Source organism: Plantibacter sp. LMC-P-059a (genome assembly GCF_030209505.1).
Classification (GTDB): domain Bacteria; phylum Actinomycetota; class Actinomycetes; order Actinomycetales; family Microbacteriaceae; genus Plantibacter.
This window is the reverse complement of the sequence record NZ_JARVRZ010000001.1, coordinates 45,683-61,650: the sequence shown is the minus strand read 5'-3', so window position 1 is coordinate 61,650 and position 15,968 is coordinate 45,683. Positions and strand designations below refer to the sequence as shown.

Here is a 15,968-nt window from a genome sequence, read left to right as displayed (position 1 = left end):
TCTCGGGGCTCACGCTCCCCAGCGACGACGCCGGACGACCCGGCAGAACGACCAGGCAGACATGGCAATCACCGAGCCGATCGTCGAGATGCAGCACATCTCCATCGAGTTCCCGGGCGTCAAAGCCCTGCAAGACGTGGACTTCCGCCTCTTCCCCGGCGAGGTCCACACCCTCATGGGTGAGAACGGCGCCGGCAAGTCGACGCTCATCAAGGCCCTCACCGGCGTGTACAAGATCGACTCCGGTTCGATCCTCGTCGCGGGCGGGCCGCGCTCCTTCTCCGGGACGGCCGACGCCCAGAGCGCCGGCATCTCCACCGTCTACCAAGAGGTGAACCTCTGCGACAACCTCACCGTCGGAGAGAACGTGATGCTCGGCCACGAGGTCCGCGGACCGTTCGGCATCAACTGGCGCAAGACCCACGAGGCGGCGCACGAAGCGCTCGTCGGCCTCGGTCTCGGCCACATCGACCCCAAGCAGCCGCTTTCGAGCATCTCGCTCGCGCTGCAACAGCTCGTCGCGATCAGCCGGGCCATGGTCACCAAGTCGAAGGTGCTCATCCTCGACGAACCGACCTCCAGCCTCGACGCCAACGAGGTCGAGGGCCTCTTCCAGGTCATGCGCCGACTGCGCGACCAGGGCGTCGCGATCCTCTTCGTCTCCCACTTCCTCGATCAGGTCTACGCGATCAGCGACCGGCTCACGGTGCTCCGCAACGGCGAGTTCGTCGGTGAGTACCTGACGTCGGAACTGAATCGGACCGAACTCATCTCGAAGATGATCGGGAAGGACTACGGCACGCTCGCCGCCCTCGGCTCCAACCGCGGGCGCACCGGCGCTGCGGACGCCCCAGCGTTCTACCGCGCCACCGAGCTCGGCCGGAAGGGCTCGATCGACCCCGTCGACATCGAGGTGCACGCCGGCGAGGTCGTCGGCCTCGCCGGACTCCTCGGCTCAGGACGCACCGAACTCGGCCGCCTCATCTACGGGGCCGACCGACCAGACTCCGGTTCCGTCACCATCGACGGATCCCCGGCCGAGGTGCACACCCCCATGGCCGGGCTGTCCAAGAAGATCGCCTTCTCGACGGAGAACCGTCGCGACGAGGGCATCATCGGCGACCTCACCGTGCGCGAGAACCTCATCCTGGCCGTGCAGGCCCGCCGAGGGTGGGCCCGCCCGCTCTCCCGTCGGGAGCAGAACGAGCTGTGCGACAAGTACCTGCTCGAACTCAACGTGCGCCCGTCCGACCCCGAACGTCCCATCAAGAACCTGTCCGGCGGCAACCAGCAGAAGGTGCTCCTCGGCCGGTGGCTCGCGACGAAGCCGCAGCTCATCGTGCTCGACGAACCCACCCGCGGCATCGACGTCGGCGCGAAGGCCGAGATCCAGGAGGCCATCGCCGCTCTCGCCGAGGACGGCATGTCGGTCGTCTTCATCTCCTCCGAGCTCGAGGAGGTCGTGCGCTTGAGCGAGCGCATCGTCGTGCTGAAGGATCATCGTAAGATCGGCGAGATCGTCAACGGACCCGAGGTCACCGCAGACACCATCGTCGACCTGATCGCCACCGAAGGGAGCGCCACGTGAGCGCCACCAGTCAGGGTCGGGCGCGTTCCGGCTCCTCCGCCCGCGGCATCGTCAGCACCATCGTCCACCAGCCCTACATCTGGGCAATCGTGACGCTGCTGCTGCTCCTCGTCATCAACCTCGTGAAGGACCCCGGCTACCTCGGTGTCTCCGTCAACGGCACGACCGGCAACCTGTCGGGCAACCCGATCGACATCCTCCGCGCGAGCGCCCCGATCATGATGATCGCGGTCGGCATGACCCTCGTCATCGCCACCCGCGGTATCGACCTCTCGGTCGGATCCGTGATGGCCGTCTCCGGCGCCGTGTCGATGGAGTTCATGAGCAACCAGAGCGGTGGTGACGCCGGGACGGCGATCGTCGCGGCCCTGCTCGCGCTCGCCATCAGCGCCTTCCTCGGAACGGTGAACGGCGTCCTCGTCTCGATCGTCGGCCTGCAGCCGTTCATCACCACCCTGATCACGATGCTCGCCGGCCGAGGCCTCGCGAAGGTCATCACCTCCGGTCAGAACACCTCGGCGACGAACGAGCCCTTCCGGTGGCTCGCGAACGGCACGGTGTTCGGGTTCCCAGTGGTCTTCATCATCGCCGGGGTCATCGTCGCGATCGTCGCCGTCCTCGTGCGGCGCACCGCGCTCGGGCTCATGATCGAGTCCATCGGCATCAACCCGCGGGCCGCGCGGATGGCGGGGATCCGGCCGATCGGCATCCTCATCGCGGTCTACATCGTGAGCGCGGTCCTGGCGGGTGTCGCCGGCATCTTCAGCACGGCCAGCGTCATGACCGTCGAGGTCGCGAAGACCGGCCTGAACGCGGAGATGGACGCGATCCTCGCCGTCGTCATCGGCGGCACCTCGCTCGCCGGCGGCAAGTTCTCCTTGACCGGCAGCGTCATCGGGGCACTCCTCATCGCCACGCTCGACAAGACGATCGTGTTCCTGTCCATCCCCTCGTCGGCGACGCCGGCCTTCAAGGCGGTCGTCATCGTGATCATCTGCCTCCTCCAGTCCCAGCGGGTGCGAGCCCTGTTCGCCCGTCGGAACTCCCGGACGACGCCACCCGCGTCCGTCCCCACGCGAAAGGAAACGGTGTCCGCATGAGCACCCTCAGCGAACGACCGACGCTCGACGCGTCGGCGCCCCCGAGGCGGACGCTGCTGGCGCGTCTGACGCCGAACCTCGAGACGCTGCCCACGCTGGCGGCCGTCGTCATCTTCATCGGGATGGTCGTGTACGGCGAGGTCGCCTACGGGCGCATCGTCCAGGCGAGCACCATCTCGAACCTGCTGATCAACAACGCCTACCTGATCATCCTCGCCGTCGGGCTCACCTTCGTGATCCTCACCGGGGGCGTGGACCTCTCCGTCGGCGCGATCATCGCCATCAGCAGTCTCGTCGGGGTGATGCTCGCGAACTCGGGCTGGAACCCGATCGCCGTGATGGTGATCATGGTCCTCATCGGGTCCGCCTTCGGGGTCTTCTCAGGCGTGCTCGTGCAGTACTTCAACGTGCAACCCTTCATCGCCACCCTCGCGATGATGTTCCTCGGACGCGGCCTGGCGTCGATGCTCAGCACGACCCCCGAGCGCCTCGACGACGGCTCGCCGATCCGTTCGCTCTCGACCGAGTGGAAGGTGATCGACGGCCCGAAGATCAACGACCTCATCACCACCCCGAACGTCGTGATCGCGCTCATCGTCGTCGCCGCGGCCTTCGTCGTCCTGCACAAGACCCGCCTCGGTCGCACCGTGTACGCGATCGGCGGCTCGGAGCAGTCGGCCCTCCTCATGGGTCTGCCCGTCGTCCGGACGAAGCTCATGGTCTACATCATCAGCGGCACCCTGGCCGGCCTCGCCGCCGTCGTCTACACCTCGAAGCTCGGCATCGCCCAGAACATCACCGGTGTCGGGTGGGAGCTCGACGCGATCGCCGCGGTCATCATCGGTGGCACGCTGCTCACCGGTGGCGCGGGGTTCGTCCTCGGGTCCGTCGTCGGCGCGCTCGTCCTCGGACTCATGAACGTCCTCATCACCCGTGACGGCAGCATCCCACCGGAAGCGACGACGATCATCACCGGCGGCATCCTGCTCGTCTTCGTCCTCCTCCAGCGACTCGTCGTCTCGCGCAAGCGCAAGACCTGACACCCCGGTCGCCCCCGCGACCGCAGCACCACCGTTCCATCCCCGCTCGACAACGAAGCCGAACCAGGAGAACCAACCCCCATGCCTCGACTGCGCCTCAAAACGGTCGTCGCGACCTGCGTCGCGACCCTGATCCTGCCGCTCGTCGGCGTCTCCGGCGCTGCCGCCGCGGCGCCGGGGACCTCCCTGACGTCCACGTCCCAGACGGGTCTCCGAGCCGCCCCCACGGCGCAGGAGGTGCTGGACGCCGCTGCCGCCTCCCTCTCGATCGCCAACGTCGACGACGTCCGCGGCAACCTGACGCTGCCGGGCGCACCGGAGGGGATCACGATCGAGTGGACGTCCTCCGACCCCGCCGTGATCGCCACGGACGGCGTGGTCTCGCGCCCCGCCACCGACACCACCGTCACCCTGACCGCCACCCTGCGGCAGGGCGAGGCCACCGCGACGCGCGAGTTCACGGCGACCGTCCGCGCCGCGATCGCGACGCCCGACTACGAGGGCTACGCCTTCGCCTACTTCACCGGCAACTCCCTCGCCGGCGAGAACATCTACTTCGCCGCGAGTGAGGGCAACAACGCGCTCGACTGGAACGAGCTCAACGCCGGACGCCCGGTCCTCACCTCCGACGAGGGGACGAAGGGCCTCCGCGACCCGTTCCTCATCCGTTCTCCCGAGGGCGACACCTTCTACCTCATCGCCACCGACCTCTCGATCGGCAGTGGCACGTCCTGGGGTGACTCGGTCCGTCAGGGTAGCCACTACCTCGAGGTGTGGGAGTCCCACGACCTCGTGACCTGGTCCGACCAGCGGCACATCGAGGTCGCCCCCGAGAACGCCGGCAACACCTGGGCACCCGAGGCCTACTACGACGACACCATCGGTGCGTACGTCGTGTTCTGGGCCTCGTCGCTCTACGGGGCCGACGACCCGGACCACACCGGGAACAGCTACCACCGCATGATGTACGCGACCACGCGCGACTTCACGACCTTCAGCGACCCGCAGGTCTGGCAGGACCAGCGCGTCTCGCGGATCGACTCCACGGTCATCAAGTCGAGCGACACCTATTACCGCTTCACCAAGGACGAGGGTGCCGGTGGCACCGGGTGCGCCGACATCATCCAGGAGTCCTCGACGGACCTGCGGGCCACGCTCGAGTCCTGGACGGTGCTCGACAGCTGCATCGGTCGCGACGCCGGCACGAGCGCGGTCGAGGGGCCGACGGCGTTCGCCGCCAACCCCGGCGACGTCAACGGCGACAAGTTCTACCTCTTCGTCGACGAGTACGGCGGACGCGGCTACATCCCGCTCGAGACCGAGGACATCGCGAACCCGGACTGGCAAGTGGCGAAGGACTACGACCTCCCCGCGAGCCCGCGGCACGGCACGGTGCTCCCCGTGACGGCAGCCGAACTGCAAAAGCTCCAGGACAGCCTCGGCGGTGTGGCCGAACCGGTGCCCGCGAACGAGGACGGCGAGATCGTCCGCTACGACTTCACAGGATCCGCGGGATCGACCCTGAACGACGTGTCCGGTAACGGCCTCGACGCCACGGTCGAGGGTGGCGCCTCCTTCTCCGACGGCGCACTGCAGCTCGACGGCGAAGACGACTACGTCAAACTGCCCGACAACCTGCTCGCCGGCGTGACCGACGTCACCGTGGAGGCCCAGGTCTGGATCGACCCGACGCAGGCCAACCCGTACTTCATCTACGGACTCGGGAACACCACGGACGGTTCCGGGAACGGCTATCTGTTCAGCACCGGGAACGCGTACCGGACGAGTCTCGCGACCGGCAACTGGAGCACCGAGCAGACCGTGTCGCAGGGCAAGGACCTCACGCGCGGACGCTGGGCCACGTTGACCTACACGCTGCAGGGCACGACGGCGACGATCTACCTCGACGGGATCGCCGTCGGGACCGGGACCGTCACGTCCGATCCGGGTGACATCGGCGCCGGATGGACGAGCGCCAACTACCTCGGTCGCTCCAACTACGACGGCGACAACCGACTGAAGGGCGCGTTCCGCGAGTTCGCGATCTACAACCGGGCGCTCTCGGCGGACGAGGTGCTGGCCGGCTCAGGGAACAGCGCCGCACTCACCGACATCGGTCTCGAGGAGGACGTGCTGAAGACCGCCCCGATCATCGACAACGACCGCCACGAGGTCGTCTTCCCGGTGCGGCCTGGAACCGACCGCACGGCGCTCAGCCCGACCTTCACGACCGTGGCCGGTGTCACGGCGAGCCCCGCCTCGGGAACCGCCGTCGACCTGAGCAGTCCAGCCACCGTGACGCTCACGCCGACCTCCGGTGACCCGGTCACCTGGACGATGCGCGCGGTCGAGATGAAGAGCCCGGTCATTCCAGGCCTGTATGCCGATCCGAACATCTTCGCCTGGGGCGACACGTATTATCTCTACGCGACCTCGGACGGTTTCGCCGGCTGGGGTGGCAAGGAGTTCTTCGTCTGGTCGTCCAAGGACCTCGTCGACTGGGAGCGTTCGGCGGAGCCGATCCTGACCCTCGACGGCGCGAACGGGAACGTGCCGTGGGCCTCGGGCAACGCCTGGGCGCCGACGATCGGGGAGAAGGACGGCAAGTTCTTCTTCTACTTCAGCGGCCACAACGCCTCCGTCGACCGCAAGACCATCGGTGTCGCCGTCGCGGACAGCCCCACTGGCCCGTTCACCGCGCAGCCGGACGCGATGATCCTGAACGACGAGGCGGTGACCTCGGGACAGGCGATCGACCCGGCCACCTTCACGGACCCGGTGACGGGGAAGAGCTACCTGTTCTGGGGCAACGGTTCGCCCGTGTACGCGGAGCTGTCGGACGACATGCTGTCCATCAAGGCGGACACGCTCAAGCGGATCGACGGCTTGACCGACTTCCGCGAAGGGGCCTTCGTCAACTACCGGGACGGCCTGTACCACCTGACGTACTCGATCGACGACACCGGTTCGGAGAACTACCGGGTCGGCTACGCGACGGCGACGAGCGTCGACGGGCCGTGGACCGCCCACGGCGTGATTCTGCAGAAACGACCGGAACTCGGCATCCTCGCCACCGGGCACAGCTCGATCCTGAACGTGCCGGGCACTGACGACTGGTACATCGTCTACCACCGGTTCGCCATCCCTGGCGGCGATGGTCAGCACCGCGAGACGACGATCGACCGGCTGACGTTCGACCCGGAGACCGGCCTGATGAACCCGGTCGTCCCGACGCTCGAGAGTGTGGGCCCGCAGCGGATCGCGGTGCCCGGTGCCGAGGGCACGCTGACGATCGATGCGGCGTCGGTGCGGGTCGGAGCGTCGTTCTCGGTGTCCGGCTCCGGCTTCACCGCGGGGGAGCAGGTGCGGCTCACCCTCTTCTCCACCCCGACGGAGCTCGGGACGGTCGTCGCGGACGCGTCGGGTGCGTTCACGACCACGTTGCGGGTTCCCGCTTCGGTGGACCCCGGTGCCCACACGCTGCAGGCACTGGGCGCGGACTCCGGGATCATGGCGGAGGCGGCGCTGACCGTCCTGGCTGCCGACGGGAGTCCGACCGCCGGAACGCCGGCCGCGGGCGGGACCGGGCCGGGCTCGCTCTCGACCACCGGTGTCTCGGTCGTCGGGTTCCTGGGTCTGGCAGGCCTGCTCCTCGCGGCAGGCGCCTGGCTGGTCGTCCGCCGCCGTCGAGCGGCCGAGGCGCGCTGATCGCGGCACCGGATGACCGTCCGGCCGGGGTGTTCCACCGCCCCGCGGTTCGGACGGTCAGCCGGTGCTGCGACAAACGCCGGGCGACTGAGCGCGGAACCTAGCGGGCGAGGTCGATGCGCAGCGCGTTGCGCCGGACATGGTCGACGGCGGTGACAACCGCCCCCTGCGCCACGATGTCCGCGCTGAGTGTCGACGCCACGAGCAGCGGCGGTTCCGCGCTCATGTACACGGGGATGCGCTCCGAGGCGATCCCGAGCAGCAAGGACATGGAGGGCGCGATCGCCCCGGCGAACACGATCCGTTCCACGTCCAGGAGTCCGCCCAGGACGGCGCTCATCCGCGCGACCCGATCTGCCAACCGCCGGACCAGGTCGAGCGCCGCCTCGTCGCCGTCATCGGCCGCCGCCAGGACCGACGACGCATCGACCCGCTCGACGGGGAGCCGGCTCAGCGGGCTGCTCTCGGGCAGGCCGCCACTCTCGCGATGGGCACGACCCCAGTCGCGGAGCACCGCGGCGAAGCCCCGCGCAGAACCGACACCGTCGACAAGGTCGAGGAGATGCAGTTCGCCCGCCCGCCCTCGGCCGCGCACGAGACGCCCGTCGAGGACGTAGCCGGCCCCGAGCCGTTCTCCCGTCATCACGGTGATGTACGAGTCGAGGCCCGCACCCGCGCCGAGCGCGCCCTCCGCCACAGCGGCGAGGTTGGCGTCGTTGTCCGTGAGCACCACGCACCCGTGGTCGCGGAGGCGTTCGCCCAGCCGAGGGTTCATGCGCTCCCAGAACACGTTGCCTTCGGGGGAGCGCCCGAGCGCGTCGATCGGGGCCGGTACGCCCAGGGTGATGCAGAGCGGTCTCCCGGCGCCGTCGGACTGCAGGACCTCGGCGATCGCCGCGTCGACCACGGAGACGCGTTCCTCCGCGTCGGCGGCCGGGTCGATGGCCCGGTGCGAGCGCGCCAGTTCCCGCCCGCGGAGGTCCGCGGCGATCGTCGTGATGGAGTGGGCGCCCGCGTCGACTCCGACGACGACCCCGGCCGCATCGTGCAGTTCGTAGCGTCGCGCGGGACGTCCCTTGCGATACGCGACGCCCGCCTGCCGTGCGTCGTCGAGTTCGGTGAACCAGCCGAGGTCGATCAGGTCGTCGCAGAGGGCGATCGCCGTTGATCGGGACAGGCCGGTCGCCGCCATGACGTCGGCGGCGGTGAACGCCGACTCGGCCCAGGCGTGGGCCAGGACGGCGGCGAGGTTCGTGGCTCGTAGCACCGGAGGTCCGGTGAGGCTCGTCGTCGCGTCCATGAGCGTCAACGATATCGGTCCGGGGCGCAGCCGGACGGCACCGGCCCGCCCGGCGCGCTCGACCGTGAACGATCACGTCCGCACAGCTCGGATCGGCGTGATCGAACCGATGCTTGACCCTGCCGCACGCGGATGGCAGAGTGTCCGACATGAGTTGATTTGCTCTCCGTATTTAGTCAGCGGTCCGGTCGGATCGCGTGGAAGGACAATGATGTCGACCCAACTGAAACGCGCGTTACGCGTCACGGCGGGGGTGGCGACCGGACTCCTGGTCGCGAGCACCCTCGTCGCCTGCTCGAGCGACGGCCGGGAGACCGTCCACTTCACCTTCAGCAAGCGCGAGGCGTTCACCTTCATGAACCAGGCCGTCGCCGACTACAACGCCTCGCAGCAGCAGTACGAGGTCGTGATGGACACCTCGGGGCCTGATCCGCTGGCCGCGAGCTTCGTCCGAGGCAACCCGCCGGACCTCATGCTCTCGAACTACAACCACGAGGTCTCCCGCTTCGTGGAGCGGTGTGCGCTCTCCGACCTGTCCGACACGGCGGCCGCGGCCACCATCCGGGACGACCTCCAGCCGTTGCTCGACCAGTACGGCGTCTGCGAGGGCCGCACGAGTGCGCTGCCCTACTCGGTGATGGCCGCCTCCGTCATCTACAACAAGACGATCTTCGCCGAGAACGGTCTGGAGGTGCCGACCACGTGGAGTGAACTCATCGCCGTCTCCGACGCCCTCAAGGCCGCCGGGGTGGCGCCGTTCTACGCGACGTTCGCCGACGCCTGGACCGCCAACCAGGGCTGGTTCGACTACGCGGTCGGCGGGGCCGTCGACATCCCCGAGTTCTACGACCGGCTCGCGGAGGAGGGCACCGAGGTGGGGCCGGACGCGCCGGTCTCCTTCGAGAAGGACTTCCTCGAGCCCATCGAGAAGATGCAGTTGCTGGCCAAGGAGTACACGCAGCCTGATGCGCCGAGTCGCACCTACGACGCCGGCAACGTCGCGTTCGCCGAAGGCCAGGGCGCCATGTACCTGCAGGGGCCGTGGGCGTTCAGCCAGATCGAACTCACCGCACCCGACCTGGACCTCGGCACCTTCCCCCTGCCGATGACGGAGGACCCGAAGGACCTGAAGGTCCGCGTGAACCTCGACCTCGTGACGATCATCCCCGAGGAGGCGAAGAACCCGGAGGGTGCCCGCGACTTCCTCGAGTACCTGTACCAGCCGGAGGTCATCCAGGCGTACAACGAGTCGCAGCTCGGCTTCGTCCCGACGGACGACGGCACGGCTCCTGACGACCCGCGTGTGGCCGGCATGATCCCGTACTACGACGCCGGTGCGTTCTACCAGGGCCCCGGTGTGCTGAACCCGCGGGCCATCCCGACCGAGAACTACGCGCAATCGCTGGTCCTCGGCACCAACGCGGCGTCGATGCTCCGCACCATGGACGCGGACTGGGCCCGACTCGCGTTCAGACAGCCGCCCGTGTCGGCCAAGGAGGGATCCGAATGAGCGCCACCACCGCTATCGTGACCGGGGGAGACCCGAAGGTCCGCCGCAGCCGCAAGCGCGTCGAACCGATCTACTACCTCTTCCTCTTCCCGGCCGTCGTCCTGTTCACGCTCGCGATCACCGTCCCCGGTGTCGTCGGCATCGTCTTCAGCTTCACCGACTCCATCGGCATCGGCGATTACGAGTTCATCGGGTTCACGAACTACATCGCCGCGTTCAGCGACCCCGCGATCCTCACCAGCTTCCTCTTCACCTTCGGGTTCTCGCTCGTGACCGTGATCGTGGTGAACGTCATCGCGTTCCTGCTCGCCGTCGGACTGACCTCGAAGATCAAGTTCAAGATGGGACTCCGCGGGGTCTTCGTCATCCCGATGGTGATCTCGGGCATCATCATCGCCTACGTGTTCCAGTTCCTGTTCATGAACTCGGTGCCCTCCGCCGGTTCCGCGCTGGGGATCCCCTTCCTCGAGACGAGCATCCTCTCCAACCCGGACCTCGCCTGGCTCGGCATCGTCATCGTCACGGCCTGGCAGTCGATCCCCGGCACGCTGCTCATCTACATCGCCGGCCTGCTCGCGGTGCCCGGCGACGTGTACGAGGCGGCGTCTCTGGACGGCGCGAACAAGCGTCAGCAGCTGCTGCGGATCACGCTGCCGCTGGTGATGGGGTACGTCGTCATCAACGTGATCCTCGGCTTCAAGAACTACCTGAACGCCTACGACATCATCGTCGGCCTGACGAACGGTGGTCCGGGTACCTCCACGCGGAGCATCTCGATGACCATCATCCGTGGGTTCCAGACCGGTGACTACGCCTACCAGATGGCCACGGCGACCCTCTTCTTCATCATCACGATCATCATCGCCCTCGTGCAACTGTCGGCGACGCGCGGAAGGAACGCACTCTGATGGCCACCCCGACCGCACTCAGCACCCGATCCATCACGACGGCGAACGCCAGCACGAAGCAACGCACGAAGGGGGAGCGCGTCAGCTGGTCGACGACGGTCATCCTGCTGCTCTGCGCCGTGACGGTGCTCCTTCCGCTCTACGTGACCATCTCGATGGCGTTCAAGACCGACACCCAATCGGTCGACGGGAACGCCTTCTCGCTGCCGGCACCGTTCAGCATCGACGGGTTCGTCCAGGCGTGGACCCTCACGAAGTTCCCCGTGGGCTTCGCGATGTCCCTCCTCGTGACCGCCGGGACCGTGGTGGCGACGATCATCCTGGCCTCCTTCGCGGCGTACGCGATCGTGCGCAACTGGGACCGGCGCCTGTTCCGCTTCTCGTTCTTCTACCTGCTCGCGGCGATGTTCATCCCCTTCCCGGTGGTGGCGCTCCCGCAGATCCAGCTCACCGGCCGCGTTGGACTCGACAACCCCTTCGGCGTGATCATCCTCGCGACGATGTTCCAGCTGAGCTTCAGCGTGCTGTTGTTCACGGCCTTCCTCCGGTCGATCCCGATCGAGCTGGAGGAGAGCGCCCGGATCGACGGCGCGAGCACCTGGCAGACGTTCTGGCGGCTCATCTTCCCGCTCCTGGCACCGATGAGTGCGACGGTCGGCATCTTCGCGTTCCTGTACGCCTGGAACGACTTCATGATGCCGTCGCTGATCATCTCGGATGCGAGCCTGCAGACCCTCCCGGTGCGGCAGAACCTCTTCCAGACGCAGTTCAGCAGCAACTACAACGTCGCCTTCGCCTCCTATCTCATGGCCATGGCGCCGGCCATCATCGCCTACCTGTTCGCGCAGCGCTGGGTCATGTCCGGCGTGACCCAGGGGGCGGTCAAGGGATGACGCCGGCGTCTCCACGCCGACCCGACCACGCACCGCCGACACGACCCGAGCGACCGAGGGACAACACACCATGACCGATGCCGACCTCGTCGACGACCAGCAGACGGCCGCCGCCACCTGGTGGCGCCAGGCCGCCGTCTACCAGATCTATCCGCGGAGCTTCGCCGACGCGGACGGCGACGGACTCGGGGACCTGCCGGGCATCCGGTCGCGGGTCGACTACCTCGACTCGCTCGGCATCGACGCGATCTGGCTCAGCCCGTTCTACCCTTCGGCGTTGGCGGACGGCGGGTACGACGTCGCGGACTACCGTGACGTCGACCCGCGGCTCGGCACCCTGGCGGACTTCGACGAGCTCATCGCCGCCCTGCACGAGCGCGGTATCCGGGTCATCGTCGACATCGTGCCGAACCACACCTCCGACCGGCACGCCTGGTTCCAGGAGGCGCTGGCGGCCGGTCGCGGCTCGGCCGCGCGAGCGCGGTACCTCTTCCGGGAGGGCACCGGCGAGTCGGGTGAGGAGCCGCCCACCGACTGGGAGTCCGTCTTCGGCGGTTCCTCCTGGGAGCGGGTGGCGGACGGCCAGTGGTACTTCCACCACTTCGCGACCGAGCAGCCGGATCTCGATTGGGATCACCCGGAGGTGCGCGAGGACTTCCTGAAGACCCTGCGGTTCTGGTCGGATCGGGGCGTGGACGGCTTCCGGATCGACGTCGCGCACATGCTCACCAAGGACTTCTCCGAGCCGTTGCCGAGTCGCGCGGAACTGGAGCTGATCCCGCAGGACGGCGCCCACCCGTTGCTCGACCGCGATGACGTGCACGAGGTGTACGCCGAGTGGCGTCGGGTGTTCGACGAGTACGACCCGCCGCGCACCGCCGTCGCCGAGGCGTGGGTGAGCACCCCCGAGCGGCGCGCGAAGTACGCGTCGGCGGCTGGGCTCGGGCAGGCGTTCAACTTCGACCTGCTCGAAGCCGACTTCGACGCGACCGAGTTCCGGACCGTCATCGCGGACAACCTCGCGCAGGCGCAGGCGTCCGGATCATCCACCACATGGGTGCTCTCGAACCACGACGTCACCCGGCACGCGACGCGGTACGGGCTCCCGCCCCTGGCCGGGCGCCCGGTGAAGCAGGGCACGGAGTGGGTGGCTGCCGGTGGTCCTCCCGACGGGGTCGACCTGGACCGCGGAGCGCGCCGTGCGAGGGCCGCCACCCTCCTCATCCTCGGACTCCCGGGCAGCACCTACCTGTACCAGGGCGAGGAGCTGGGCCTGCACGAGGTCGCCGAGATCACCGACGAGGAACGCCAGGACCCGGCGTTCTTCCGTGGGGGAGCGTATGACGGCCTCGGGCGGGACGGCTGCCGGGTCCCGTTGCCGTGGACGGCGGACGGAGCCTCGTTCGGCTTCGGTGACGCCGTCGCGCACCTGCCGCAACCACGGTGGTTCGCGCAGCACGCGGTCGAGGTCGAAGCGCAGGATCCCACGTCGACCCTCTCGCTGTACCGCGAGGCGCTCCGGCTGCGACGACTGCTGCAGACCGGGGAACAGCTCGACTGGATCGAGACCGGCCGGGAGGACGTCCTGCGGTTCACCCGACCGAACGGTTGGCAGGTGGTGGCGAACTTCGGCACGGAGCCGTATCCGCTCGGCGCACCCTCCGATGCGGTGGTGCTCGGTGCGCTCCTCGACGACGCGGTTCCCGGGGAGTCGACGGTCTGGATCGCTCTGGCGCAGCTCCTCGGGTGAGCGACCGCGGCTGAGCGGACGTCGGACCGGGCTGATCGGCTGTGGACCGTCCGGGCGGGGTACTGACGATCTGGGACCCGCGATCCATTCGTGTCTGCTTATATGGGGGGATGACTGAGGATCTGGAACCGGCTGCCGAACTGTTCAAGGCCCTCTCCTCGGTGTCGCGGCTCCGACTGCTGCGGATCCTCGCCGCCGGCACCTCCACGGTCGGTCAGCTCGCGGACGCGAGCGGCCTGTCCCAACCGCTGGTGTCGCAGCACCTCCGGACGCTGCGTTCGGCGGGCCTCGTGTCCGTGGAGCGCGTCGGACGGGAGGCCCACTACGAGGTCGCCGACGTCCACGTCTCGCACATCGTCGACGACGCGGTCCTCCACGCGCTCGAGGGATAGCCGGCGTCAGCCCTGATCTGCACCACGGCGGGCCGGGCCGACGCGTCGTGAGCGTGGATCCGCGACCTTGGGCGCCCCTGCAGGGTCGGCCCGCTGGAGCGGCAGCCGCACCAGGATCGTCGTCCCGGGGTTCCCCGTCGCGAACGCCTCGATCGTGCCGCCGTGCGCGCGGACGATCGACCGGGCGATGGTGAGTCCGAGCCCCGACCCTCGGATGGTCTCCTCCCGCACGTTCGCCGCCCGGTGGAAGCGCTCGAAGACGGAGGCGAGTTCGTCCTCGGGGATGCCGATCCCCGTGTCCGAGACCCGGATGACCGCCTCGCGTCCGTCCGACCGGGCGCTCACGAAGATCTCACCCTCCCTCGTGTACGCCGCCGCGTTGTCGAGCAGGATGGCGAGCAGCTCCTCGATCCGACGGCGATCGGCGTCGAGGCGCAGTTCGGGACGGGCTCCCAGTCGGAGTTCGACGCCGGTGGGGAGTCCGACGCGTCGCCGCTCCGCGACCGCGTCGACGACGAGCGCACCGAGGTCGACGGCTTCGGTGGAGAGCTCCAGCTCCGGTGCGCTGGCGGCGAGGAACTGCTCCGCGAGACGCCCGAGGTGGTCGGCGCTCCGGCGGATGACGGCGAGCTGCGAGCGCACCTGCGGAGCGAGGTCGTCGTCGTCACCGAGGAGGTCGAGGTAGCCGAGGATGCTCGTGAGCGGCGTCCGCAGCTCGTGGCTGAGGCTCGTGAGCGACTCGGATCGCATCCGGACCGCCTCGGTGAGTTCGGTCACGTCCTGTCCGACGAGGACCGCTCCGTGCGGTGCGCCGGTCGCATCGCGGACGGACCGGCCGTTGGCGACGAGGGCCCGCTGCTTGCCCGGCGGCCCCACGCGATAGAAGAAGTCGCGGACGTCCTGACCGCCGAGGACCCGGATCACCGGCTGTTCCTCGCGGGCCAGTGGCGTGACACCGTCCGCCGCCCAGACGAAGCGTGCACTCCCGGTCGCCGGGTCGTAGCCGGCCAGCGCGGCGAGCTCGATGGAGGTCCGGTTGTTGAGGATCTGCTCGCCGTGTTCGTCGAAGAAGACGAGTCCGACGTTCACCTCCGCGACCACGGAACGGAGCATCACGGCGAGCCGGTTCTGCGAGGCGAGGGCTTCGACCTTCGCGTCGGCCTCGGCGCGGAGGCTCGCCTGGGCGCGCTCGAACCGTCCGGACTGCAGACTCACGACGACGATGACGAGCAGCAGCAAGACCGTGAGCGCGATCAGCTCGCTCCAGGCCTGGACGCTCCCGGGGTACTCGCCGTAGAGGACGTTCGGCAACCAGATGACGAGCACGCTGCCGATGAGCGCGAGGGCGGCGCCGAGACGACCGAAGCCGTGGGCCAGCCACAACACCGGGAAGGCGAGCAGGACGATCGATGCGCCGAGGATCGGCGACACCGCATGGGTCACGAGCCCGACGACGGCGAGGTCCGCACTGACCAGGACGAGCGCCCAGGAGCGTCCGAGCCGTTCCCATGGGATCGCGAGGGTGGCGATGAGCGCCAGGCCCATGACGACCCAGGACAGCTGCAGCTCTCTGACGTTCAGGAACGCCGGCGTCGTGGCTCCGACGATCGCGGTGACCACGACCACCCCCAGCGCCAGCGGACCCTGGCTCCGGCTCACCAGTCCGAGCCGGGGGTGGCGCTCGCCCTGACCGATCCAACGTGGCATCTGCGCTCCTCCTGCTCGCCGCGGGTGCCTCCCAGTCTGCAGTGGTCGCGGCGCTCGCATCCGAGGGCGGGC

At 68.6% G+C, this 15,968-nt stretch carries 11 protein-coding genes; 9 read left to right on the top strand and 2 right to left on the bottom strand.

Translation table 11 applies throughout. From position 1 onward, the window contains the following. The first annotated feature begins 61 nt into the window (after positions 1 to 61). The 4 genes from QRN27_RS00270 to QRN27_RS00255 all read left to right on the top strand — a co-directional run bounded on the left by QRN27_RS00270 (position 62) and on the right by QRN27_RS00255 (position 7,436). Positions 62 to 1,588: a sugar ABC transporter ATP-binding protein gene (locus QRN27_RS00270; RefSeq protein ID WP_194669906.1), complete on the top strand. Its 1,527-nt coding sequence runs from the start codon at positions 62 to 64 to the stop codon at positions 1,586 to 1,588. Beyond that, positions 1,585 to 2,688, top strand: coding sequence for an ABC transporter permease (locus QRN27_RS00265; RefSeq protein ID WP_502929453.1), 1,104 nt, complete (start codon positions 1,585 to 1,587; stop codon positions 2,686 to 2,688). Before QRN27_RS00270 ends, QRN27_RS00265 begins: the two co-directional genes overlap by 4 nt. Then, a complete protein-coding gene (locus QRN27_RS00260) occupies positions 2,685 to 3,728 on the top strand; it encodes an ABC transporter permease (RefSeq protein ID WP_285040202.1) in 1,044 nt (347 codons plus the stop codon). Before QRN27_RS00265 ends, QRN27_RS00260 begins: the two co-directional genes overlap by 4 nt. Positions 3,729 to 3,809: 81 nt before the next feature. Beyond that, positions 3,810 to 7,436, top strand: coding sequence for a family 43 glycosylhydrolase (locus tag QRN27_RS00255; protein ID WP_285040200.1), 3,627 nt, complete (start codon positions 3,810 to 3,812; stop codon positions 7,434 to 7,436). 100 nt (positions 7,437 to 7,536) lie between these two features. Here QRN27_RS00255 and QRN27_RS00250 read toward each other — a convergent pair whose 3' ends face one another. After that, on the bottom strand, positions 7,537 to 8,736 hold the full coding sequence (locus tag QRN27_RS00250) for an ROK family protein (RefSeq protein WP_285040198.1): 1,200 nt from the start codon (positions 8,734 to 8,736) through the stop codon (positions 7,537 to 7,539). 211 nt (positions 8,737 to 8,947) lie between these two features. On the opposite strand from QRN27_RS00250, the gene QRN27_RS00245 reads away from it, so the two are divergent. The 5 genes from QRN27_RS00245 to QRN27_RS00225 all read left to right on the top strand — a co-directional run bounded on the left by QRN27_RS00245 (position 8,948) and on the right by QRN27_RS00225 (position 14,189). Continuing rightward, positions 8,948 to 10,246, top strand: a complete 1,299-nt coding sequence (locus QRN27_RS00245) for an ABC transporter substrate-binding protein (protein ID WP_285040196.1) — start codon at positions 8,948 to 8,950, stop codon at positions 10,244 to 10,246. After that, the gene (locus QRN27_RS00240) at positions 10,243 to 11,154 is read left to right on the top strand and encodes a carbohydrate ABC transporter permease (protein ID WP_056006124.1); all 912 of its coding nucleotides are present in this window, start codon (positions 10,243 to 10,245) and stop codon (positions 11,152 to 11,154) included. The genes QRN27_RS00245 and QRN27_RS00240 overlap by 4 nt, the downstream gene beginning before the upstream one ends. Continuing rightward, positions 11,154 to 12,047, top strand: a complete 894-nt coding sequence (locus QRN27_RS00235; RefSeq protein ID WP_056006121.1) for a carbohydrate ABC transporter permease — start codon at positions 11,154 to 11,156, stop codon at positions 12,045 to 12,047. Before QRN27_RS00240 ends, QRN27_RS00235 begins: the two co-directional genes overlap by 1 nt. 70 nt (positions 12,048 to 12,117) lie before the next feature. Next, positions 12,118 to 13,797, top strand: a complete 1,680-nt coding sequence (locus QRN27_RS00230) for a glycoside hydrolase family 13 protein (protein ID WP_285040194.1) — start codon at positions 12,118 to 12,120, stop codon at positions 13,795 to 13,797. Positions 13,798 to 13,907: 110 nt separating this feature from the next. Further along, the gene (locus QRN27_RS00225) at positions 13,908 to 14,189 is read left to right on the top strand and encodes an ArsR/SmtB family transcription factor (RefSeq protein ID WP_056006115.1); all 282 of its coding nucleotides are present in this window, start codon (positions 13,908 to 13,910) and stop codon (positions 14,187 to 14,189) included. A 6-nt stretch (positions 14,190 to 14,195) separates the two neighbouring features. Here the strand turns inward: QRN27_RS00225 and QRN27_RS00220 are convergent, their stop codons facing one another. Then, positions 14,196 to 15,896 (bottom strand): sensor histidine kinase, encoded by a 1,701-nt coding sequence (locus QRN27_RS00220; protein ID WP_285040192.1) that lies wholly within the window; start codon positions 15,894 to 15,896, stop codon positions 14,196 to 14,198. Between the last annotated feature and the right edge of the window lie 72 nt (positions 15,897 to 15,968).